Below are 21,847 nucleotides of genomic sequence, written 5' to 3'. Positions count from 1 at the left end.
GGATCGCTCAACCCTGCCGCCAGTCTGCCAGCGCGGCATTTTCCTCGGCCGGGGCTTGGGCTGCGAAGGGCGACACCACACCCCGCGTGCGGAAATAATGCGTCTCGCGCGCGCCGAAGTAGAAGGCGACAATCGCCCCCAACAGCCACCAAAGCGGCTCTGGCACGGCACTGAGGCCTACCATCCGCCGCGCAAAAGCCTCGGGGTCCACCATCGCATAGGTAAACAGCCCCAGCGTGCCAAAGGCCAGCAAGGGCCGCGGCAACCGGTTCAGCCCGTTCACCAGCCGGTCGAACCAATTGAGGGCGGGATGCTGATACTCCTCCCCCAGCTGCCGCAGCGCCGCCATCTGTGCCTCGGCGCTCAACTCCATCTTCCGCGTGGCTGACGGCAGGAACACCTCCGCCACCCCCTTCGCCGCGTCCCCCAGTGCCGACACGGCACCGGGCGACCCCACCAGCCTGCCGATCACCCCCATGCCGCCACCCGAGCCGCATGCTGCGCCGTTGTCAGGTGATAGCGCGGCGCGATGAATTCCTCCGCCCGCTTGATCCAGCCGCCCTTGCCGCCATCCCTTGCCCGGGCAAACTTGCGGCTGGCAGGCCGCCGATCCGCCAGCGCGTAATAGTAGTTCCGCCGCGCGATCCCGTAGGCATCCGCCAGATGCGTCGGCGCCGCCTCTTGCGCCAGCTGTGCCGCGCGAATGGTCTGGGGCCCGATCTCGCCATCCGGGTCGCAGGGAAAGCCCATGTCGGTCAAAAGCCGCTGCAGGATCTTCACCGCATTGCCGCCCGCGTTGACATACATGTCAAACACGCCTGCCTGAATCGCCTCAGGCAAAGCGGCGATGCCGGGGCGGGTGTAGTAGTGTTCCAGATAGATCTCGACGGCCTGCGCCCGGGTCAGGGCGCGCACATCGGCCAAGTCGATCCGCCTATCCCGGGTCACGTCAATCCCCAGACGCCGCAGCGTGTGGATCGTCACGCCATGGTTCGTGGCCCCTCCCGGATCATCGGGGTCATTCACAAACCCGCCCTCACGGGCGACAATCGCTTCGGCAATCTCGCGGACATCTGGCATCGGCACCCCCATTTGCGGGGCTACCCTGCCGATCTGCCGTTAACGCCGCCCTGACCGGGCGCGCGCTCAGCTTTCGGGGGCCGGTTCCTGATAGACGCCCTGTTCTTTCAGCGCGTCCACCACCTCTTTCGGCATATAGGTTTCATCATGCTTGGCCAGCACTTCGGTCGCGACGAACGTGTCGCCCTCCATCCGGCCAAGTGCCACCATGCCCTGCCCTTCGCTGAACAGGTCCGGCAGCACCCCGGTATAGGTCACCGGCACGGTCGCATTGGTGTCGGTCACCGCAAAGGCCACCGTCGCCCCCTCCCCCCGCTGGATTGATCCTTCGACGACCAGCCCGCCAATCCGGAACGTCTCACCGGGTTCGGGCGGCTCGCTCATCACCTGGCTTGGGCTGCGGAAGAAGTTGATCCCGTCGCGCATGGCATAACCGATCAGCGCGGTCGAAGCGACCAGCGCCACTGCCGCAAGGGCGATGATCTGCACCCGCCGCTGCTTTTTCAGCCCCTTAAGGCCCCGGAATTCCTGCTTCACGCTCATCTGCCGCCGTCCTTTCCCCTTGGGGGAAGCTTGTCCCACCTAAAGTGGGGATGCCTTGATCCCGGTCAAGGGCTGCAGGATGCCGCAGCCTGCCCGAGGCCAGATCACGGGAAGATCGGCGCCAGCATCAGCCCCGCCGTTTCCTCGATCCCCAGCATCAGGTTCGCATTCTGGATCGCCTGACCCGAGGATCCCTTGGTCAGGTTGTCCAGCACTGCCACCACCACGGCACGCCCGGCGATCCTGTCGCCGACAACACCCAGATGGCAGAAGTTGCTGCCGGCAATGTCACGGGTCGACGGCAGCGCACCAAATGGCAGCACGCGCAGGAATGGCTCATTTTCATAAGCGTTTTCAAGAGTCTGATGCACGGTCTTTGCGTCGCCTTTGACATAGACCGTGGCCAGAATCCCCCGGTTCATTGGCAGAAGATGCGGCGTGAACTGCACAAGGACCGGCCGCCCCGCCACCTTGGAGAATTCCTGATCAAACTCGCCCAGATGCCGGTGCTTGCCCCCGGCGGAATAGGCATGCGTGCCGCCCGAAAGCTCGGCGTGCAGCAGGTTTTCCTTCAAGGACCGCCCGGCCCCGGACACACCCGCCTTCAGGTCGATCAGGATGTCGTCCAGATCAATCACCCCGGCAGCGATCAGCGGCCGCAGCGCAAACTGCCCCGTCGCCGCATTGCACCCCGTCCCCGCAACCAGCCGAGCCGACCTGATCTCGTCGCGGTAGAACTCGGTCAGGCCGTATACCGCCTCGGCCTGCAGGTCCTGCGCAGCATGGGGTTGCCCATACCACTTTTCGTAAGCCGCAGGGTCGCGCAGGCGAAAATCGGCGCTCAGGTCCACGATCTTCAGATCGCGCGGCAGCCGGGCCACCACCTCCTGCGTCGTCGCATGAGGAAGCGCGCAGAAGCACAAGTCCACATTGGAAAAATCGATCTCGTCGATCTTGACCAGCGGTGGCAGGTCCAGATGGCGCAGGAAGGGAAACACCTCCGACATCGCCAGCCCAGCCTTGCGGTCCGCCGACAGGGCGACAATCCGCATCTCGGGATGGGTGGCAATCAGCCGCACCAGTTCCGCCCCGGTGTAGCCCGATGCGCCAAGAATGGCGATACGATGGGTCATGGCAACCTCCCGTCCAACAAACGTGCCCTCTTTGCGCTCCGCGTCCCGCCTTTGCAAGACCACACCCCCCTTTGTCTGCAACCCTTTCACATTTGCCCAAATATCCTCCGGGGGTGGAAAACCCCCGCTGCCCGAGCCGGTTGCGCGCCTCTTGCGCGCAGAGGCGAGACAAAGGCTTGCGCGGCACGCGCTCTATTTCACAACCGACGCAACAGGCGAAAAGGTCAGGGAACCGGCGTCCAGACCACATCATCGATGCGCGGCGCCCCGGTTGCCAGCATCACCACCCGGTCGAACCCCATTGCAATTCCCGCTGCCGGGGGCATCAGCGCCAAGGCGGCCAGAAAATCCTCGTCCAGGGGATAGCGCAGCCCGTAGACCCGTTCCTTCTCGTCCATCTCAGCTTCAAACCGGCGGCGCTGTTCGGCGGGGTCGGTCAATTCTCCAAAGCCGTTGGCCAGCTCCACCCCGCAGGCATAGACCTCAAACCGCTCCGCAATCCGGGCATCGCCGGGGACCTTGCGGGCCAGCGCCGCCTCGGCACTGGGGTAATGGTCAAGGATGGTGATCCGCCCCTGCCCCAGATGCGGTTCCACCTTCTCTGAAAGCACCCGGCTCAGCATGTCGGACCAGGTGTCATCCGCCGCCCGGCGCAGGCCGATCCCGTCCAGTGCGTCCCCCAAGCGGGCCGCATCGGTCGTGCCATCGGGGTTGATCGTGGCCAGCAGGTCCACCCCGGCACGGATGCGAAAGGCCTCGGCCACCGACAGCCGCTCCGGCTCGGCAAAGGGGTCGCAGGTCCTGTCCCGGAACTGCAGCAGGCGCGCCCCTGCCTCCCTTGCGGCCAGCCGCAGGAAGGTGACGCTGTCCGCCATCAGCACCTCGTACCCCTCGCCCACCCGGTACCATTCCAGCATCGTGAACTCGGGGGAATGCAGCGCCCCCCGTTCCCGGTTGCGCCAGACATGGGAAAAGGCGTGGATCCGCGTCTCCCCCGCCGCCAGCAGCTTTTTCATCGCAAACTCGGGCGAGGTGTGCAGATACATCTGCCGGGCCACCCCGTCATTGCCGATCGCGTCGGTGCGGAACCCGTGCAGATGCGCCTCGTTCCCGGGTGAGGTGGCAAGGGCGGCCGGGTCCACCTCGGTGAAGCCTTCCGCCGCGAGCCAGCCCCGGATGCCCGCCTGAATCCGGTTGCGCGCCAGCAGGATCGGCCTGCGGTCGGCGTGGGTGGCGGGGGTCCACCAGGGGCGGTCCGGCGTGCTGTCGGGTTTCATCTGGAAATTCCGGTCAGGATGGGTTAGGTCGCGCCATCCCCGTCAAGGGACCGGGTCCGTTTAGGGACCCTGCCCGTCATTCACAAGGACCGCGCTTTGAAAGTCATCGCCTCCTCGCTCCGCAAGGGCAACGTCGTCGAACTGGATGGGCGGCTTTATGTCGTCCTGAAGTCCGAAAACTTCCACCCCGGCAAGGGCACGCCGACCACCAGCGTCGACATGCGGCGGATCTCGGACGGGGTGAAGGTCGCGGAACGCTGGCGCACGACCGAGATGGTCGAGAAGGCCACCGTGGACGAGCGGGAGTATGACTTCCTTTATGAAGACGGCGAAGGGTTCCACTTCATGGAGCCGGAGAGCTATGAGCAGATCACGGTCGACCCGGACGTGGTGGGCGATGGCAAGGTGTTCCTGACCGACGGGATGAAGGTCTACCTCAAGACCTTCGAAGGCGTCGCCATCGCCATCGAATTCCCCCAGCGGGTCATCGTCGAGATCACCGAGACCGAGCCGGTAGTGAAGGGGCAAACCGCCTCATCCTCGTACAAGCCGGCGATCTGTTCCAACGGGCTGCGGGTCATGGTGCCGCCGCATATCGGGCCGGGCACGAAGATCGAGATCAATACCGAAGACAACTCTTACGTTGGCCGGTCCAAGGACTGATGTCCCTTGCAGGGACACTGGGCCCGAACCATTGAAATCAATGGCTTGGGCGTGGGCGTTAAGGAAATGGCAAGGTTTGACAGGCACGCCGCAGGGCGTGCCTTTTCGCTTTGCGAAAGCCGTAGAGCGGGTAAGTTGAACACCGGATCACGGAGGCCGCGATGCCCGCAGAACAGCCGCAAAGCCATGACGCCTATCGCCCCGCCGAGATCGCGGCGCTGATCGAGACGGCGGGGGTTGCCAAGGCCGCCCTGCCCCTGCACCGGATGGCGACACTTGCGCTGCTGGCGGGGGCCTTCATCGGCTTTGGCGCGGCGTTCTGGTGTGTGGCGATGGCGGGGGTGGACCCAAGCTATGGCCCTGCCCGCGTGCTGGGCGGCGTGGTCTTTGCGCTGGGGCTGATCCTTGTGGTCGTCGGCGGGGCCGAACTTTTCACCGGCAATGCGCTGATGGTGATGGCGGCGGTGGATGGCCGGATCACGCCCGGCGCCCTCCTCCGCAACTGGGGGATTGTCTGGCTGGGCAACTTTGTGGGGGCGGTCGGGCTGGCGGCGGCCTTTGGCCTGTCGGGCCTGCTGGATGGGCCGATGGGCGACACGGCAGCGCGGGCGGCAGAGGCCAAGGCGGGGTTGGACCCGGGGGCGGCGTTCCTGCGCGGAGCGTTATGCAATGCGCTGGTCTGCCTTGCGGTCTGGCTGAGTTTTGCCGCCCGCACCGCGACGGACAAGATATTGGCGGTGCTGTGGCCGGTGGCGGGGTTCGTCGCCATGGGGATGGAACATTCGGTGGCCAACATGTTCCTGTTTCCGGCGGGGATCTGGGCGGGGGCCGAAGTTACGGCGGGCGGCGTGGCGGGGAACCTGCTGTGGGTCTCCTTGGGCAATATCGTGGGGGGTGCGGGGGGTGTGGCGTTGGCTTATCGCTATGCTTTTGGGGCGAAACGGGGGTGATTGCGGGGGGAGTCGGGCTGAAGCCCGACCTACGTGGCAGTGCGGGGGTGAAGGGAGAGTCGGGCTGAAGCCCGACCTACAGGGCCGTGCGGGGTGAGGGGCAAGGGGTTTGGGGCGTCAGGGGGCCAGTTCGCCAGCCTCAACCCGGAAGGGCAGGATGTTGCCGGGGGGCGGCAGCGGGCAGATCGCAAAATCGGTGAAGCCACAGGGCGGGGTGAAGGCGCGGTTGAAATCGAGGGTGATTTCCGTGTCGCTGGCCTCTTCGCCGATCAGGAAGCGGCAGGCGGGGTAGGTTTCGCCTGCGGTTGCATCGCGGAAGACGAACATCGGTTTGCCTGATTTCCAATGCGTCGGCGTCAGGGTGACGGTCTGGCCCTGATAGGGAAAGCTGGCGCGATGGGTCAGCGTGACGGTGGCGGTAGAGCCGTCTTTCATTTTGATTTCCGTAGCTTCCGGGGCGAAGCTTACCCAAGTTGCGCGGATCACCCAATCTGGGGCTACGGGAAAATAGCCCAGCGTGACTTGCGGGCGAAGCGTCAAGTCACGGACGCGCAAGGCGGGGGTGCCGTCGACGGTGTGGATCTCCAGCAGGAAGGGATCAACCTGCAGCTGCGGGAAGGCATCAGGGACCGAACTGAAAGGCTCGACTGCGGCACCCGGACGGGCGAAGCTGGCACCCTCCGGGCCAAGGGTAAGTGTGCCGAGGAGGTCAGGGCCAGAGGGCAGTTCAACCGCCTGAGTGCGACCGACGGGATGGCTGCCGGGGGTCAGGTCGATGCGGGCGACAAGGTTCAGCCAACCGTCCGGGGCGGTCAGCGCCGCCAGCCGGGCAGCGCGCCAGTCAGTCAGGGTGGATGTCATGCCGCCTCGAACACGATCCTGCGGCGCAGGAACTGGGTGGCCTTGTTCGTGACATTCACCGGATCGCCCGTGGTGATGGCTTTGGACTGCGTGCCGCTGCCGCGAAATTCGGGGCGGCGGGTCAGGTAGTCGGCAAGGCTTTCAGCCACAAGGTTGGCTTGGGAATAGACCTTGACCCCCTGCCCCAAGGCCTCTTGAAAGACCTTGTCCATCAAGGGGTAATGGGTGCAGCCAAGGATCGCCGCCTCGGGGTGGGGCATCCGGCGTTTCAGGGCTTCGACATGGGAGCGGACGAGGGCTTCGGCAAGGATTTCGTCACCCTGTTCGATGGCATCGACGACGCCGCCGCAGGGCTGCGCCTCAACATCCACACCGATGGCGCGGAAGGCGAGTTCGCGCTGAAACGCGCGGGAGGCGACGGTGGCGGGGGTGGCGAAAAGGGCGACGTGCTTCACGGCAACTTCCCGCGGGGGGGAGTTGTCGCCCCACTGGCGTTCAGTCAGCGCCTCGATCAGCGGGACGAACACGCCAAGGACGCGCTTTTCCGGCGGGACCCAGGTTTCCTGCATGCGCTTGAGGGCTGCGGCAGAGGCAGTGTTGCAGGCAAGGATCACCAGATCGCAGCCTTCGGCCCAGAGGCGTTCGGTCGCGGCACAGGTGAGGTTGAAGATGTCATCGGCGGTGCGGACGCCGTAGGGGGCATGGGCATTGTCACCAAAGTAGACAAAGGGCACGTCGGGAAGGCGCTTTGTTACTGCATCAAGGACAGTCAACCCGCCAAGACCCGAATCGAAGATGCCAACTGCCATGCCGTTTCCCTTCTGGTCGCGCGCAAACGGGCCACGCGCTGCCGTTTTGTCGATCATACGGTGGAGCGTGCGCCCGCGAAAGGGCCAAGCGGAGGGGCAGTTTGGGCCTGAGGACGGGGTGCAATTGTGATCGGGTTTCCCTATCTAGGGCCGGGCATGCTAGGGTGCCGCTGGTATTTTGAGGGGACGGTTATGGATTGGGACAAGCTGAGGATCTTTCACGCGGTGGCGGAGAAGGGCAGCCTGACCCATGCCGGCGATGTGTTGCACCTGTCGCAATCGGCCGTCAGCCGCCAGATCCGGGCGCTGGAGGAAAGCCTCGCGGTCACGCTGTTTCATCGCCATGCGCGGGGGCTGATCCTGACGGAACAGGGGGAACTGCTGTTTGACGCGACGCAGGCCATGGTCAAGCGGCTGGATGCGACGGCGGCGCGGATCCGGGATTCCGAGGACGAGGTCTTTGGCGAATTGCGGGTGACGACGACGACGGGGTTCGGGACGCTGTGGCTGGCCCCGCGTCTGGCGCGGTTGTATGAGAAATACCCGGCGCTGAAGATTGACCTCATGCTGGAGGAACGGGTGCTGGACCTGCCGATGCGGGAGGCGGATGTGGCGATCCGGATGAAGGAGCCGTCGCAGGCCGATCTGATCCGCAAGCGGTTGATGAACATCCAGATGCGGCTTTACGCGACGCCGGAATATATTGCCGTGCATGGCAAGCCCGAGGTGCTGGACGACCTGAGCGCGCATCGCCTGATCAGCCAGCATGCCGGGACACCTCAGGTCGCGGCGGGGGCGGTGCTGGTGCAGGACCTGATGTCGCATGACATTCCGTCGACGCTGACGGTGAACAACTACTTTGGCGTGCTGCAGGCCGTGTTGAACCATCTGGGCGTGGGCGTGCTGCCGGACTATCTTACCGAGGATTTCCCCAATCTTGTCCGCGTCTTGCCCGATGTGCAAAGCGCTGAGGTGCCGGTGTTTCTGGCCTACCCCGAGGAGTTGCGCCATTCCAAGCGGGTGGCGGCGTTCCGCGACTTCGTGACCGAGGAGATCATGGCCTACCGCCGCCGCCAGCAGGATGAGGCGGCGGCCTGACGGAGGGTGCCATTGGCGGGCTGAGGGGGGCGTGGATTGCTGCCATGCAGCAAGTGCATATCAGCAATGCCGAATAAGCGGGCAGCCTGCCCTTGTTTGCGCCATCATGTGCCTCTATTTCGAGCCATGAAGAAACGATGACTTTGCTCTCGTTGCTTCATACCTCCCTGTTGGACTTGGCCGAGCGGAAGCTCGGCCTTTTTTTTCATGATCGCAGCCGGTCGCGGCGGCGGGTCAGGAAGGCCGCATCCGCAGGTGAGGCGGCGTGGGTGATGGCAGTGGCATAAGCCGCCAGCGCATCCGCGGTGCGCCCGGCGCGGGCAAGGTATTCGGCGCGGGCGGCGTGATAGGGCTGGTAGTCAGCCAAGGCTTCGGCAAGGCCGTCCAGCGCGGTCAGGGCGGCTGGCAGGTGGCCCGCCTCTGCCTGAGCCACGGACTGGTTCAGGCGGATGATTGGTGTCGGCTCATACCGGTAAAGGCCTGCGTAAAGGGCAGCGATCTGGGGCCAGTTGGGGGGCTGTTGCGCCTGACAGGCGGCGATCGCCGCCTTGATCTGAAACGGCCCCGGGGCGCGTCGGGCCAGGGCGGTGTCAAGGGTGGCAAGACCCTCGTCCAGCATCGGCTGGTCCCAGAGACTGCGGTCCTGATCGGCCAGCGCCACGGTTTCCCCGTCCCTTATCCGGGCTGCGCGTCGGGCGTGGGTCAGAAGAAGGAGGGCAAGGCAGCCTTCCACCTCGGCCTGAGCGGGTTGCAGTGTGCACAGCATCCGGGCCAGCCAGATCGCCTCGTCACAAAGGTCGCGGTCCTGCGCGGGGCCAGCGGTATAGCCTGCGTTGAAGATCAGGTAGACCACGGTCAGGACCGAATTCAGCCGGTCGGGCAGGTCTTCGGCTTCCGGCAGTTTGAAGGGAATACCGGCGGCGGCGATCTTGGCCTTGGCGCGAGACAGGCGTTGGCCCATCGTGGGTTCGGCATCAAGGAAGGCGCGGGCGATCTGGGCGGTCGAAAGGCCACCTAGTGTGCGCAGTGTCAGGGCCACGCGCGACTTGGGGTCAAGCGCGGGATGGCAACAGGTGAAGATCAGGCGCAGGCCGTGATCGGGGATCATCTCGGGGTCTTCCTCGGCCTCATCGCCGGACAGGACGGCGGCTGCGGCAGCCTTGTCGCCCTCGCGCCGCATGCGGCGCAGCCGGTCGATCGCCTTGGTCCCTGCCACCTTCAAAAGCCAGCCCTGCGGCGAATGCGGCGGGCCAGTGCGGCCCCAATGGACCAAGGCCGAAGCCGCCGCGTCTTGCAGCGCATCCTCGGCCAGCTGGAAATCGCGGAACCGGGCCATGAGGGCGGCCAGAAGCCGCCCCCGGTCCTCGCGCAGCACGGCCTCGACGGCGCGGGCGACGGTGTCCTGCATGCCGACCTAGAAAACCATCACAGGCCGCAGCTCGACCGTGCCATAGCGTGCGGTCGGGATCATCGCGGCATACTTGAGGGCTGTATCCAGATCGGGCACCTCCATAAGATAGTAGCCGCCAAGATATTCCTTTGTTTCGGCAAAGGGGCCGTCCATCGTTTCGACCTTGCCGCCACGAATGCGCACGGAGGTGGCAGTCTCAACCGGCTGCAAGCCATCACCCCCCTTGAACGCCCCCTGTTCCTTGAGGAAAGCGGTGAAGGCAAAATAGCCCTTCATCAGCTCTTCGAACTCGGGGGTGCCGTAGGCAGGTTCGGCGGCAGGGTCGGTGTAAAGGAGTGCCAGGTATTGCATCTTCGTTTCCTGTTTGTAGGCGTTGGGTTGATCGTACCCCAAGGACGCAGGACGAGAGCGAATTTCGACAGGCACAGCAAAATTATTCGGTGAAAAAATTTGGCGGCGGTTGGAGGTGCTTCCCCTCTCCTGCCCCATGGCCTATGACGCTGGCCAAACGTTGTGGAGGCCTGCCGATGTCCGAACCCGCAATCACGCCCGAGCTGGTGGCCGCCCATGGGCTGAAGCCGGATGAATATGACCGGCTTCTGGACATCATCGGGCGGGTGCCCTCGTTCACCGAACTGGGCATCTTTTCCGCGATGTGGAACGAACATTGTTCCTACAAGTCGTCAAAGAAATGGCTGCGGACCCTTCCGACCACCGGGCCTCAGGTGATTTGCGGGCCGGGTGAGAACGCGGGTGTAGTGGACATTGGTGATGGGCAGGCGGTGATCTTCAAGATGGAGAGCCATAACCACCCGTCCTACATCGAACCCTATCAGGGCGCTGCGACCGGCGTCGGCGGCATCCTGCGCGACGTGTTCACCATGGGCGCGCGGCCGATTGCGGCGATGAACGCGCTGTCCTTCGGGTTGCCGTCGCATCCCAAGACCAAGCATCTGGTCAAGGGCGTGGTTGAAGGTGTGGGCGGCTATGGCAATGCCTTTGGCGTGCCGACCGTGGGCGGTGAGGTGCGCTTTCACGCCAGCTACAACGGCAACTGTTTGGTCAACGCCTTTGCCGCCGGGTTGGCGGATGCGGACAAGATCTTCTACTCTGTCGCGTCCGGTGTGGGGATGCCGGTGGTCTATCTTGGGGCCAAGACCGGCCGGGATGGGGTTGGCGGGGCCACGATGGCCAGCGCTGAGTTTGACGACACGATCGAGGAAAAGCGCCCCACGGTGCAGGTTGGTGACCCCTTTACGGAAAAGCGGTTGCTGGAGGCCTGTCTGGAGCTGATGGCATCGGGTGCGGTGATCTCGATCCAGGACATGGGGGCTGCGGGGCTGACGTGCAGCGCGGTCGAGATGGGCGACAAGGGCGGGCTTGGCATCAAGCTGCAGCTGGATGACGTGCCGCAGCGCGAAACCAACATGACGGCCTATGAGATGATGCTGTCGGAGTCTCAGGAACGGATGCTGATGGTGCTGAAGCCCGAGCTTGAGGCCGAAGCGCGGGCGATCTTCCGGAAGTGGGATCTGGATTTTGCCATTGTCGGCGAGACGATCCCCGAGGACCGGTTCCTGATCCTGCATGGCAATGAAGTGAAGGCTGATCTGCCGCTGTCGAAGCTGGCCTCCAGCGCGCCGGAATATGACCGGCCCTGGGTGGAGACCCCGGCGGCGGCGGCCTTGGGCCCGGTGCCGGAGATTTCGGCGCTGGACGGCTTGCGCGCGCTGATCGGGTCGCTGTCCTATGCCCACAAGGCCTGGGTCTATGAGCAATATGACAGTCAGGTTGGCGCGGATACGGTGGTGACCCCGGGCCTTGGCGCCGGTGTCGTGCGGGTGCATGGCACGGGCAAGGCGCTGGCGTTTACCAGCGACGTGACGCCGCGCTATGTGAAGGCAAACCCGTTCGAAGGCGGCAAGCAGGCGGTGGCTGAGGCTTATCGCAACCTCTGTGCCGTGGGCGCGCGGCCGCTGGCGACGACGGACAACCTGAACTTCGGCAACCCCGAAAAGCCCGAGATCATGGGGCAGTTCGTCGGCGCGATCAAAGGGATCGGCGCGGCGGTGGCGGCTTTGGACATGCCGATCGTGTCGGGCAACGTCAGCCTTTACAACGAAACCGATGGCAAGGGCATCCTGCCGACGCCCACGATCGGCGCGGTGGGGATCTTGGCCTCGCTGGACGAGCTGATTGCCGGGCGGCCGGTTGACGGGGATGTGGCCGTGGTCGTGGGGGCGACGCTGGGGCATCTGGGCCAATCGGCGCTGCTGGCCGAGGCGTTCGGGATCGAAGCGGGCGACGCCCCGCCGGTGGACCTTGCCGCCGAGCGCCGGAATGGCGAGTTCGTGCGGGCGAACCGTGGGCTGATCCGGGCCTGCGCTGACCTGTCGGACGGTGGCCTTGCGCTGGCCGCGTTCGAGATGGCGGAAGCCGCGGGCGTGGGGCTGGTGCTGGAGGCGGGGGATATCCCGACGCTGTTTGGCGAGGATCAGGCGCGCTATCTGCTGGCGGTCGCGGCAGGCGATGTGGCTGCACTGGTTGCGGCAGGCAAGGCGGCAGGCGTGCCGGTTGCCCCGGTGGGGCAGTTCGGCGGGACCAATCTGGCCTTCGGGGCAGAGGTCGCGCCGATGGCGGCGCTCTCTGACCTTTACCGCAGCGCCTTTGCGGCGGCGCTGGGTGGGTGATGCTTCTGGTAAGGGCGTGGCGACCGTGACCCTGCGTGCGGCGACGCTGGAGGATGTGCCCTTTATCCGGGGGCTGACCACGCGGGCGGAGTATGCGCCCTTCATCGGCGATTCGGATGAGGCGACGCTGCGCGACTGGCTGCACAGCCCGGCGGCGCGTGTGCTGATCTGGGACGGCGGCGATGCCCGGGGATTTGCGGTCTTTCGTGAGATCGGCACGCCCGGAGGTGTGGTCGAACTGTTCCGCATCGCGCTGGACAAGGCGGGCACCGGGCGCGGGGATGCGTTCTTCAACGCGCTGCTTGACCATGCTTTCACGGAGCTGGCGGCGGAACGGGTCTGGTTTGATGCCAGCGGCGAAAACCCCCGGGCCATGACGGTCTACGACCGCGCAGGCTGTCGCCGCGAAGGCGTTCAGCGGGCGCATTGGTGGCGCCCCGCCCTGGGCCGGGCGGTTGATCTGCATCTGTTTGGCATGCTGCGGACCGAATGGCTGGCCCGGCGCAGTGGGTCCGACGCCCGGTGACGAGCCTTGCAGGCCCCCGCCCCCTGCGCTTACATTTGTGCTGACAGACAGGAGTGGCCATGCCCATCGACGCCCGCGACATCGAAGCCTTGCTGCGCGCCAGCTTTCCCAACGCCAAGATCAGCGTGCAGGGCGATGACGGCGCGCATTTCGCCGCCGAAGTCATCGACGAAAGCTTTCGCGGCCTGAACCGGGTCCAGCAACAGCGCGCGGTCTATGCGGCGCTGAAGGGCAAGATGGACGGCGCGCAGGGCGAATTGCATGCGCTGGCGCTGACGACGAAGGCGCCGGAATGACCGTCCTTGCGATGCCCCAGTTCTGGCTGACCGTGGTCACAGTGCTGGGTGCGTCGCTGATCGTTCTGGCACGACGTGAACGGGCGTGGAACCTTTGCCATGCCTTTCACCTGACCACATATCCGCAGACCAAAGCCCTGATCCCTGTTCCCTTTCACCCGAAGGAGTAAGCAGATGTCCCCAGCACAGGCAAAGCAGGAACGGTTTGCCGCGGTCGTGATGTCCATCGGGTCGATCTTCATCGCGGCGATGGAGTGGATCGACCGGCCCGAACCCGGCGAAATCGTCGAGGCCGTGCCGGATTGGTATCTGCTTTTCAATCAGGTGCTGCACGGGGCGATCCTGGCGCTGTTGCTTTTCTCGCTTGCCCGATTGCCGCAATCGACGGCGGACCGCCCCGGCCTGCGCGCGCCATTCACGCTGATGATCCTTGTCGGCATCGTGGCGGCAGCTTATGTGCTGGGTCGGGATCTGGGGATGGTGTGATGCCCCAGACTGGCAAGGAACAGGGCTGAGATGGCCACGGGACCAGGCTTGGGCGCGTTGATACCAGTGGCGATGACGCTGGTCGGCATCGTCACGATGCTGCGGGCCCGCGCCAAACGGCGCAATGGCCCCGTGCAAGTGGATGAGGATTTCGAGCGTCGGCAGGCTGCCGCCGCCGAGGTGGAACGGCGCATGGCGTCCTATCTGGCGGGGCGCCAGTCGGACAGCCGATACATGGCGCCCGTTGATGCGCCAAATGGCGAGAACGCACAGGAGAGCAGGCGATGAGCGCGCAAGACACGATCAAATCCACGATCGAAAAGAACGATGTGGTGCTGTTCATGAAAGGCACCAAGATGATGCCGCAATGCGGGTTTTCCTCCCGCGTGGCGGGGGTGCTGAACTTCATGGGGGTAGAGTTTGCCGATGTGAACGTGCTGGCAGATGCCGAGGTGCGGCAGGGGATCAAGGATTTCAGCGACTGGCCGACGATCCCGCAGCTTTATGTCAAAGGCGAATTTGTCGGCGGTTGCGATATCGTGACCGAGATGACCCTTTCGGGTGAGCTGGACCAGTTGTTTGAAGCCAAGGGTGTCAGCTTTGACAAGGCGGCGGCAGACAAGATCCGCGAAGCGAATGCTTGATCGGGGCCTGATCCGGGCGTGATGGGTGGGCCGGACGGCCCACCTTCGACCGCTAGGGGGCGTTACTGCGTGTCGGCGCAGGTCAGAAGCGGCGTTTCGACCCCGGCTTCTTTCCAATAAAGCGTGGCGTCCTTGCCCTTGGTCCACCAGACGTAATTCGCACCATCAGATGGCCAGCCATAGCGCACGCCCGAGGCTGCTTCCTCTTGATAGAGCGTGATCTGCGTGCCATCGACGTTGATGACGGCAATCGCCAGATCGTCGGCGGTCACATAGGTTGCCGGAACCTCGACCCCACGGTCGCAGGCGTAGCGGGTGGAAGCCACCTGCGTCTCAGCCAATGCTGGCGTCGCCGCCAGAAGCATGAGTGCCGTCCACCGCATCATGCCGGGGTCCGTTCTTCGACGCGGGCGGCCATCGCTTCGGCCCGGGCGGCGATTTCGGCAAGGGTTTCCATCACTTGCGGCGGGATCACGGCGACATCGCGGGTGGCGACGGGGCGCGCCTCAAGCTCGGCGACGCGGGCGCGCAGGGCGCGCAGTTCGTCGTCCTGCGCGGCGGTCTTGTCGGCCAGCATCAGCCCGGCCATCAGCAGCATCTTGGCATCCGGCAGCCGCCCAAGCTGGGTGATCAAGGGTGCCGCTTCGGCATCCAGCATGGCGGCGGCGGAGCGCAGAAAATGCTCCTCACCGGGCTGGCACGAGACCTGAAAGCCCCGTCCGCCAATCATCACTTCAAGATCAGGCATGTCTGGCCTCCATCAGTTGGGGTTCAGGTGGGGTTCAAGGGCGGCGAGGATTTCGTCCATCTCGGCCACTTCGGTCAGGCGAATGGCGCGCAGGGCGTCAAGTTCGGCCATGAGGGATTTGTTGATCAGCTGGGGTTCGGCGACGCCGGCCATCTGCGCCTGGCGCAAGGTGGCCAGCTGATCGCGCAACGCGGTGTTGGAGCGGCGCATCCGCTGCAGTTCCAGCCCCTGCACATCCAGCTGCTGGGTCAGGCGTTCGACCTTTTCCTGCAGATCGCCTTTCGGTTCGCGGTCCTTGAGCGCGCGCAGCCGTTCCTGCAACTGGGCGGTGAGGGCCTTTTCTTCCTCAAGCTGGGCGCGCAGGGCAGCATCGGCGGACGCCGCATTGGCGCCAGTCGCTGCCGGCGCAGGCGGGGTGGCGACGGGCGGCGCGGGGCGCGGCATGGCGGCAAGCCGGTCCACGCCCTTGCCGATCCGTTCCAGTGCGGCGGTGATCCGCCCTTCAAGTTCGCTGATGTCCTGCATCCCCTACCCCTTGGTCCCGGCGCTGTGGCGCGCCTGTGCATTGCCCGGTATCCGGCCGTTGCGAATCGGCCAGTCTGGATTGATCCTGATCTTAACGCGAAACGGGGGAAAGGGGACGGGCCTTTCTTGCCAAGGTGTTGGCCTGCGCGCTTGATCTTGCCGGTGGCGGTGGATAGGACGCGGGACAACACTTGCCCCCGTTTCCAAAGCCAAAGGACCGCTGCCGTGGACATCCAGACCCTTCGCCAGACGCACCCCGACCATTGGATGCGGGCAACCGCGATCCGCGCCCTGACGCTGGATGCGGTGGCGGCGGCGAACTCCGGCCACTCGGGCATGCCGATGGGCATGGCGGATGTGGCGACGGTGCTGTTTGCCAATCATCTGAAGTTCGACCCCAAGGCCCCACGCTGGGCGGATCGCGACCGGTTCATCCTTTCCGCCGGCCATGGGTCGATGCTGATCTATTCGGTGCTGTACCTGACCGGGTACGCCGACATGACGCTGGACCAGATCAAGGCCTTCCGGCAGTGGGGGTCGATCACGGCGGGGCACCCGGAGTATGGCCATGTGGCCGGGGTTGAAACCACGACCGGGCCCTTGGGCCAAGGGATTGCCAATGCCGTCGGCTTTGCGATGGCCGAAGAATCCCTGCGCGCCCGCTGGGGGGCCAAGGTGCAGGACCATTATACCTGGGTCATCGCTGGCGACGGTTGCCTGATGGAGGGCGTCAGCCAGGAGGCGATCGGTCTGGCGGGCAAGCAGCAGCTGTCGCGGCTGATCGTGCTGTGGGACAACAACGGCATCACCATCGACGGCAAGGTGTCGCTGTCCGACGTGACGGACCAGCAGGCGCGCTTTGCCGCCAGCGGTTGGGACGTGTTCGACTGTGACGGCCACGATCCGGTGGACATCGACCGGGCGCTGACGGCGGCGAAGGCATCTCCTCGTCCGGCGCTGGTGGCTTGCAAGACGCATATCGCGCTGGGCCATGCCGCGCAGGACACGTCGAAAGGCCATGGCGCGCTGACCGACAAGGCGCAGCTGCAAGCCGCCAAGGACAGCTATGGCTGGACCGGCGGCGCGTTCGAAGTGCCGGCAGAGATCAAGCGCTGGTGGGAATCGCTGGGGGCCAAGGGCGCCAAGGCCCGGGCTGAGTGGGAGGCGCGGATGGCCGCCCTGTCCCCGGCCAAGCAGGCCGAATTCGCCCGCATCTTCGCGCTGGAGGCCCCGACGAAGCTGGCGGCAACCGTGCGCGCGGTGAAAAAGCAGGCCGTGGCCGACATGCCGAAGCTGGCAACCCGCGCCTCGTCGGAAAAGGTGCTGGCGGCTTTGAACCCGGTCTTGCCGGAAACCATCGGTGGCTCGGCCGACCTGACCGGGTCGAACAACACCAAGACGGCGGATCTGGGTGTTTTCACCGCCGAAGATCGCAAGGGCCGCTACGTCTATTTCGGCATCCGCGAACACGGGATGGCTGCGGCGATGAACGGCATGGCGCTGCACGGGGGCGTGCGGCCCTATGGCGGCACCTTCATGTGCTTTACCGACTATGCCCGCCCGTCGATGCGCCTGTCGGCGCTGATGGGTATTCCGGTCGTCTATGTGATGACGCATGACAGCATCGGGCTGGGCGAAGACGGCCCAACCCACCAGCCCGTTGAGCATCTGGCAATCTCGCGCGCCACGCCCAATACTCTGGTCATCCGCCCCGCCGATCTGGTGGAGGTTGCCGAGGCTTGGGAAATTGCGCTGACCGAAAAGACCCGGCCCACGGTGCTGGCCTTGTCGCGGCAGAACCTGCCTGCGGTCCGCAAGGCCCATACGGCGCAGAACATGGTTGCCAAGGGCGGCTATGTGCTGGCCGAAGCGACCGGCAAGCGTCAGGTGATCCTGATGGCGACGGGGTCCGAGGTGGAAATCGCTTTGAAAGCCCGCGAAACGCTTGAGGCGGAGGGGATCGGCACCCGCGTCGTGTCCATGCCGTCGATGGAGCTGTTCGCGGCGCAGGACGAGGCATGGCGCAAGCGTGTGCTGCCTGCCGGGCCCGTGCGGGTGGCGATCGAGGCTGGCGTCCGTCAGGGCTGGGACCGCTGGCTTCTGGGCGAGCGCGGGCGCGAGGCGAAAGCGGATTTCGTGGGGATGTCGTCCTTCGGCGCCTCGGCCCCGATGGAGCGGCTTTATGCCGAGTTCGGGATCACCGCCGACGCCACCGTGGCCAAGGTCAAAGCCCTGCTCTGACCCCTGCCCCATGGCGAAAACGGAGCGGCCGCCCGGTTTGGGCGGCCTTTTCATTGGCGTCGGCTTCCGTCAACCTGCCGCAGGGGGGAACCACGCATGGCAGGATGGCGGGCATACGGTCCAGCAATGGCGGGGCCGAAGGGCATTGATCTGGCCCGGGCCGGGATTGGTGCGATGACCGGGCTTTTGCTGGCGGGGCTGGCCTTGCGGGGTCTGTCGCTTGGCTGGCTGATCGCGCCCTTCGGGGCGTCGGCGGTGCTGGTCTTTGCGGTGCCGAACAGCCCCTTGGCGCAGCCGTGGTCGGTGGTGGTGGGCAATGGCGTCTCGGCCCTTGTGGCGCTGGCTGTCGTCGCAGTGCTGCCTGCGGCACCTTGGGTGATGCCGGTGGCCGTGGGCCTTGCCATCATCGCCATGCTGGCCTTGCGGGCGCTGCACCCGCCAGGCGGGGCCGTGGCACTGCTGGTGGCCCTTGGCACAACGGAAGGCTGGGCCGTGACGCTGGGCAGCGTGGTGCTGGGGTCTGCGGTCCTGATGCTGGCAGGGGTGCTGTGGAACAGGGCGGCGGGACGGGCCTATCCGTTCCGCCAGCCCGATGGCCCCGGCCCCCATGGCACGACCGACCCCACCCCGCAGGCGCGGATTGGCGTTGACCCGGCAGGGCTGCAGGCGATTCTGGAGGACTACCGCCAGTCGGCCAACCTTGGGGTGGCCGACCTTGCCCGTCTGGTCGGCGCGGTGGAAGAGGCTGCCGCCGCGCGGCGGCTGGAGGGGATCAGCGCGGCAGATATCATGTCGCGCGATCTGGTGACCGTCGGGCTTGATACTCCCTTGGCTGAAGTGGCGGAGCTGTTCCGCAGCCATGGTTTCACGTCCCTGCCCGTGGTCGACGGGGACCGTTTGGCCGGTGTGATCTTTCAGATCGACGTGATCCGCCGCGCCGACACAATGACCGCTGCCGAGATGATGCAGACCGATGTGCCGCTTGTCCGCGCGGAGACGCCGGTGGGGGCCCTGCTGCCGATCCTGTCCGATGGCGGGACCGAGGCGGTGCCTGTCGTGCAGGATGACCGGCTGGTTGGCATCGTGACGCGGACCGATCTTGTCTCGGCGCTGGCGCGTCGGTTGGCGGGCGGGTGAGGGGTCAGGGGCGCAGGGCGTAGCGCCCTGCCCCATGCGCAGCAAGGATCAGGCAGCCGCCGGCGATGGCCCAGTTCTTGACGAAGATCGACATCTGCCACGGATCGCCGGGGATCCAGTGAAAGAGGCTGGTCACTGCGCAATAGCCCGCCAGGGCAAGGGCAACGGTCCGTACGGCCACCCCAAGGACCAGCGCAAGACCCGCCAGCAGGTTGAAGGCCAGCGCAGGCCAGACAAGGGCGGTTGGCAAGCCGCGAATGGCCAACAGCGCCTCAACCGCGCTGGGGTCGATGGCCTTTTGCGCGGCCCCGCCCAGAAACAGCGCCGCAAGCAGGATGCGACCGACCAGCGTGGCAAGGTCGCCCCAGGCAGGGGTCATGCGGCGCGCTTCTTCTTCGGCCAGACGGCGGCGATGGCCGGGCCGATGACCCGCGTGGCCAGCGGGATCAGAAGCGTGCCAAGGATCAGCCCGAAGATACCGTCCAACGTGGCCGTGACCACCCAAGCCACAAAGCCCTGCGCCGCCGGAACGGCTGCGGCGGCGATATCGGCGATGTGGTGGATCGTGTCATAGGGCCAGGCCCAGAGATGCGTCACCTCAAGCCCGTGCAGCACGATGTTGCCGCCAACCCACAGCATCGCCGCCGTCCCCACCGTGGACAGGAACGCCATGAGCTTTGGCATCGCCAGCACCAGCCCCCGTCCGAAGGCCCTGCCCCCGGAGGTGCGCCCGGTGGCGGCAAGATGCAGGCCCAAGTCATCCATCTTCACGATCAGCGCGACTGCGCCGTAGACCAGCGCGGTGATGAAGGCCCCGACCACCGCAAGTGTGATCGCCTGCATCCAGAAGCTGGGGCTTTCGATGGTGGCAAGCGCGATGGTCATGATCTCGGCCGACAGGATGAAGTCGGTCTTGATGGCCCCTGCCACCTTTTCCTCTTCCAGATGGGTCGGATCCTTGGTGTCAAAATCCGCCTCGACCGCATGGTCGGCGTGCGGGGCAAAGGCGTGCACCACCTTTTCCGCCCCTTCAAAGCACAGATAGGCGCCACCCAGCATCAGCAGCGGCGTGATGGCCTGCGGCAGGAAATGGTCCAACGCCAGCAATGCGGGAAGGAGGACGACAATCTTGTTACGCAGCGATCCTTGCGCGATGTGCCAGATGATCGGCAATTCGCGGTCGGCCGAAAAGCCGTGCACATACTTTGGCGTGACCGCGGCATCGTCGATCACCACCCCCGCCGCCTTCATCCCGGCCTTGCCCGCAGCGGCTGCGATATCGTCAACCGAGGCTGCGGCCACCTTGGCGATGGCAGCCACATCATCCAGAAGGGCGAGAAGTCCGCTCATGCCAATCTCCGTTCTTGTTCGGGTCCATCTAGCGCGTTGCGATGGTGGTGGAATAGCCCCCCTTCACGCCAGCTTCAGAATTGCCGTATAGACCACGTGCAGCAGTCAAACGACAAGGCGGCCATGACAAACACCATCGCCTTATTCCTTGGCCTTCTGCTGGTCGCCGCCATCGGCCTTGATTTGCTGGCCAATGACGGCGCCGCCCTCACCTTTCTGACGCGCAAGTTCCTGCGGCTGGTGGAATGGGTGGCATTCTGGCGCTGACCGCGTCAAACTGTGGTTGCAATCGGCGGGCATAGATGGATGTTACCGCTAACAGCGACGTGAGTCGCATCCGGACGGAGGGAAGATCATGACGGTCAAAGTCGCCATCAACGGGTTCGGTCGCATTGGCCGCAACGTGCTGCGGGCAATCGTGGAATCAGGGCGCACCGACATCGAGGTCGTGGCGATCAACGACCTTGGTCCGGTTGAAACCAACGCGCATCTGTTGCGCTACGATTCGGTCCACGGGAAGTTCCCGGCCACGGTGACCACGGGGGCAGACTGGATCGACGTCGGCCGCGGCCACATGCTGGTCACGGCGCTGCGGAACCCGGCCGATCTGCCGTGGTCGGATGTCGACATCGTGATGGAATGTACCGGCATCTTCACCTCGAAGGAAAAGTGCCAGGCGCATCTGGAAAACGGGTCAAAGCGGGTGCTGATCAGCGCCCCGGGCGACGGCGCGGACAAGACCATCGTCTATGGCGTGAATGACCACACGCTGACCAAGGACGACATCGTCGTGTCGAACGCATCCTGCACGACGAACTGTCTGGTTCCGGTGGCCAAGGTGCTGCACGACGCCATCGGCATCGAAAAGGGGATGATGACGACCATCCACAGCTATACGGGCGACCAGCCCACACTCGACACCATGCACAAGGACCTGTACCGCGCCCGCGCGGCGGCGCTGTCGATGATCCCGACCTCGACCGGGGCGGCAAAGGCCGTGGGTCTGGTCCTTCCCGAGCTGAAGGGCAAGATGGACGGCATGTCGATCCGCGTGCCGACGCCGAACGTATCGGTCGTGGACCTGAAGTTCATCGCCAAGCGGGCAACCACGGTGGAAGAGATCAACGCCGCCATCAAGGCCGCGGCGGATGGACGGCTGAAGGGCATTCTGGGCTATACCGAGGAAAAGCTGGTCAGCTCGGACTTCAACCACGATCCACATTCTTCGGTGTTCCACATGGACCAGACCAAGGTGATGGACGGGACCTTCGTGTCGATCCTCAGCTGGTATGACAATGAATGGGGCTTCTCCAATCGCATGGCTGACACGGCTGTCGCCATGGGCAAGCTCATCTGAACCCACTGAAATCGCATCGGAA

Annotated in this window: 28 protein-coding genes; 14 read left to right on the top strand and 14 right to left on the bottom strand. The window is 65.2% G+C overall.

Annotation, left to right across the window (positions count from 1 at the left end):
* Nucleotides 1-7 precede the first annotated feature (7 nt).
* The 5 genes from EI545_RS20085 to epmA form a co-directional block, all read right to left on the bottom strand.
* Nucleotides 8-478: a holin family protein gene (locus EI545_RS20085; protein WP_125327131.1), complete on the bottom strand. Its 471-nt coding sequence runs from the start codon at nt 476-478 to the stop codon at nt 8-10.
* A complete protein-coding gene (locus EI545_RS20080) occupies nt 469-1,080 on the bottom strand; it encodes a holin-associated N-acetylmuramidase (RefSeq protein ID WP_125327130.1) in 612 nt (203 codons plus the stop codon). Before EI545_RS20080 ends, EI545_RS20085 begins: the two co-directional genes overlap by 10 nt.
* A gap of 66 nt (nt 1,081-1,146) precedes the next feature.
* Nucleotides 1,147-1,623, bottom strand: coding sequence for a cytochrome c maturation protein CcmE (gene ccmE / locus EI545_RS20075; protein ID WP_125327129.1), 477 nt, complete (start codon nt 1,621-1,623; stop codon nt 1,147-1,149).
* 104 nt (nt 1,624-1,727) lie between these two features.
* Nucleotides 1,728-2,756, bottom strand: a complete 1,029-nt coding sequence (gene argC / locus EI545_RS20070) for an N-acetyl-gamma-glutamyl-phosphate reductase (RefSeq protein ID WP_125327128.1) — start codon at nt 2,754-2,756, stop codon at nt 1,728-1,730.
* A 224-nt stretch (nt 2,757-2,980) separates the two neighbouring features.
* Nucleotides 2,981-4,033, bottom strand: a complete 1,053-nt coding sequence (gene epmA, locus EI545_RS20065; protein WP_125327127.1) for an EF-P lysine aminoacylase EpmA — start codon at nt 4,031-4,033, stop codon at nt 2,981-2,983.
* Nucleotides 4,034-4,129: 96 nt separating this feature from the next.
* Here epmA and efp point away from each other — a divergent pair, with 96 nt between their 5' ends.
* Together efp and EI545_RS20055 are read left to right on the top strand one after the other, a co-directional pair.
* Nucleotides 4,130-4,696: an elongation factor P gene (gene efp / locus EI545_RS20060; protein WP_125327126.1), complete on the top strand. Its 567-nt coding sequence runs from the start codon at nt 4,130-4,132 to the stop codon at nt 4,694-4,696.
* A gap of 161 nt (nt 4,697-4,857) precedes the next feature.
* The gene (locus EI545_RS20055) at nt 4,858-5,646 is read left to right on the top strand and encodes a formate/nitrite transporter family protein (RefSeq protein WP_125327125.1); all 789 of its coding nucleotides are present in this window, start codon (nt 4,858-4,860) and stop codon (nt 5,644-5,646) included.
* Nucleotides 5,647-5,763: 117 nt separating this feature from the next.
* Here EI545_RS20055 and EI545_RS20050 read toward each other — a convergent pair whose 3' ends face one another.
* Together EI545_RS20050 and EI545_RS20045 are read right to left on the bottom strand one after the other, a co-directional pair.
* Nucleotides 5,764-6,507, bottom strand: a complete 744-nt coding sequence (locus tag EI545_RS20050; protein ID WP_125327124.1) for a DUF1684 domain-containing protein — start codon at nt 6,505-6,507, stop codon at nt 5,764-5,766.
* Nucleotides 6,504-7,316, bottom strand: a complete 813-nt coding sequence (locus tag EI545_RS20045; protein ID WP_125327123.1) for a glutamate racemase — start codon at nt 7,314-7,316, stop codon at nt 6,504-6,506. Before EI545_RS20045 ends, EI545_RS20050 begins: the two co-directional genes overlap by 4 nt.
* 192 nt (nt 7,317-7,508) lie before the next feature.
* Here EI545_RS20045 and EI545_RS20040 point away from each other — a divergent pair, with 192 nt between their 5' ends.
* Nucleotides 7,509-8,414, top strand: a complete 906-nt coding sequence (locus tag EI545_RS20040; RefSeq protein WP_125327122.1) for a LysR family transcriptional regulator — start codon at nt 7,509-7,511, stop codon at nt 8,412-8,414.
* A gap of 205 nt (nt 8,415-8,619) precedes the next feature.
* Here the strand turns inward: EI545_RS20040 and EI545_RS20035 are convergent, their stop codons facing one another.
* Nucleotides 8,620-9,822 (bottom strand): RNA polymerase sigma factor, encoded by a 1,203-nt coding sequence (locus tag EI545_RS20035; protein ID WP_125327121.1) that lies wholly within the window; start codon nt 9,820-9,822, stop codon nt 8,620-8,622.
* Between the two features lie 6 nt (nt 9,823-9,828).
* On the bottom strand, nt 9,829-10,176 hold the full coding sequence (locus tag EI545_RS20030; RefSeq protein ID WP_125327120.1) for a YciI family protein: 348 nt from the start codon (nt 10,174-10,176) through the stop codon (nt 9,829-9,831).
* Nucleotides 10,177-10,352: 176 nt separating this feature from the next.
* On the opposite strand from EI545_RS20030, the gene purL reads away from it, so the two are divergent.
* The 7 genes from purL to grxD are packed head-to-tail and all read left to right on the top strand — an operon-like array spanning nt 10,353 to nt 14,467.
* Nucleotides 10,353-12,515 (top strand): phosphoribosylformylglycinamidine synthase subunit PurL, encoded by a 2,163-nt coding sequence (gene purL, locus EI545_RS20025; protein ID WP_125327119.1) that lies wholly within the window; start codon nt 10,353-10,355, stop codon nt 12,513-12,515.
* A 16-nt stretch (nt 12,516-12,531) separates the two neighbouring features.
* Nucleotides 12,532-13,041, top strand: coding sequence for a GNAT family N-acetyltransferase (locus EI545_RS20020; RefSeq protein WP_164517357.1), 510 nt, complete (start codon nt 12,532-12,534; stop codon nt 13,039-13,041).
* Between the two features lie 59 nt (nt 13,042-13,100).
* Nucleotides 13,101-13,337 (top strand): BolA/IbaG family iron-sulfur metabolism protein, encoded by a 237-nt coding sequence (locus EI545_RS20015; RefSeq protein WP_125327117.1) that lies wholly within the window; start codon nt 13,101-13,103, stop codon nt 13,335-13,337.
* The gene (locus tag EI545_RS21460) at nt 13,334-13,507 is read left to right on the top strand and encodes a hypothetical protein (protein WP_164517356.1); all 174 of its coding nucleotides are present in this window, start codon (nt 13,334-13,336) and stop codon (nt 13,505-13,507) included. Before EI545_RS20015 ends, EI545_RS21460 begins: the two co-directional genes overlap by 4 nt.
* A gap of 4 nt (nt 13,508-13,511) precedes the next feature.
* Complete coding sequence (locus EI545_RS20010; protein ID WP_125327116.1) at nt 13,512-13,823, top strand: hypothetical protein; 312 nt, start codon at nt 13,512-13,514, stop codon at nt 13,821-13,823.
* A 30-nt stretch (nt 13,824-13,853) separates the two neighbouring features.
* The gene (locus tag EI545_RS20005) at nt 13,854-14,111 is read left to right on the top strand and encodes a hypothetical protein (protein WP_125327115.1); all 258 of its coding nucleotides are present in this window, start codon (nt 13,854-13,856) and stop codon (nt 14,109-14,111) included.
* Complete coding sequence (grxD, locus tag EI545_RS20000; RefSeq protein WP_125327114.1) at nt 14,108-14,467, top strand: Grx4 family monothiol glutaredoxin; 360 nt, start codon at nt 14,108-14,110, stop codon at nt 14,465-14,467. Before EI545_RS20005 ends, grxD begins: the two co-directional genes overlap by 4 nt.
* A gap of 62 nt (nt 14,468-14,529) precedes the next feature.
* On the opposite strand, the gene EI545_RS19995 is transcribed toward grxD, so the two are convergent.
* The 3 genes from EI545_RS19995 to EI545_RS19985 are packed head-to-tail and all read right to left on the bottom strand — an operon-like array spanning nt 14,530 to nt 15,740.
* Entirely contained in the window at nt 14,530-14,853 is a 324-nt protein-coding gene (locus EI545_RS19995) for an MliC family protein (protein ID WP_125327113.1), read from the bottom strand.
* The gene (locus EI545_RS19990) at nt 14,850-15,215 is read right to left on the bottom strand and encodes a cell division protein ZapA (protein ID WP_125327112.1); all 366 of its coding nucleotides are present in this window, start codon (nt 15,213-15,215) and stop codon (nt 14,850-14,852) included. The genes EI545_RS19995 and EI545_RS19990 overlap by 4 nt, the downstream gene beginning before the upstream one ends.
* Before the next feature lie 12 nt (nt 15,216-15,227).
* A complete protein-coding gene (locus EI545_RS19985) occupies nt 15,228-15,740 on the bottom strand; it encodes a hypothetical protein (protein ID WP_125327111.1) in 513 nt (170 codons plus the stop codon).
* A gap of 225 nt (nt 15,741-15,965) precedes the next feature.
* Here EI545_RS19985 and tkt point away from each other — a divergent pair, with 225 nt between their 5' ends.
* Nucleotides 15,966-17,981 carry a transketolase gene (gene tkt, locus EI545_RS19980; RefSeq protein ID WP_125327110.1) on the top strand — a complete coding sequence of 672 codons (2,016 nt, stop codon included), beginning with the start codon at nt 15,966-15,968 and terminating at the stop codon, nt 17,979-17,981.
* A 126-nt stretch (nt 17,982-18,107) separates the two neighbouring features.
* Entirely contained in the window at nt 18,108-19,118 is a 1,011-nt protein-coding gene (locus EI545_RS19975; protein WP_245990213.1) for an HPP family protein, read from the top strand.
* Between the two features lie 4 nt (nt 19,119-19,122).
* On the opposite strand, the gene EI545_RS19970 is transcribed toward EI545_RS19975, so the two are convergent.
* Complete coding sequence (locus EI545_RS19970; RefSeq protein WP_125327108.1) at nt 19,123-19,497, bottom strand: DoxX family protein; 375 nt, start codon at nt 19,495-19,497, stop codon at nt 19,123-19,125.
* Nucleotides 19,494-20,468 (bottom strand): DUF808 domain-containing protein, encoded by a 975-nt coding sequence (locus EI545_RS19965; protein WP_125327107.1) that lies wholly within the window; start codon nt 20,466-20,468, stop codon nt 19,494-19,496. The genes EI545_RS19970 and EI545_RS19965 overlap by 4 nt, the downstream gene beginning before the upstream one ends.
* A gap of 123 nt (nt 20,469-20,591) precedes the next feature.
* Here EI545_RS19965 and EI545_RS21455 point away from each other — a divergent pair, with 123 nt between their 5' ends.
* Entirely contained in the window at nt 20,592-20,735 is a 144-nt protein-coding gene (locus EI545_RS21455; RefSeq protein WP_164517355.1) for a hypothetical protein, read from the top strand.
* 88 nt (nt 20,736-20,823) lie between these two features.
* The gene (gene gap / locus EI545_RS19960) at nt 20,824-21,825 is read left to right on the top strand and encodes a type I glyceraldehyde-3-phosphate dehydrogenase (RefSeq protein WP_125327106.1); all 1,002 of its coding nucleotides are present in this window, start codon (nt 20,824-20,826) and stop codon (nt 21,823-21,825) included.
* Nucleotides 21,826-21,847 lie beyond the last annotated feature (22 nt).

The organism is Tabrizicola piscis (assembly GCF_003940805.1).
In the GTDB taxonomy this organism is placed as follows: Bacteria; Pseudomonadota; Alphaproteobacteria; order Rhodobacterales; family Rhodobacteraceae; genus Tabrizicola; species Tabrizicola piscis.
The sequence above is the reverse complement of the archived record's forward strand: the minus strand, read 5'-3'. Positions and strand labels throughout refer to the sequence as shown.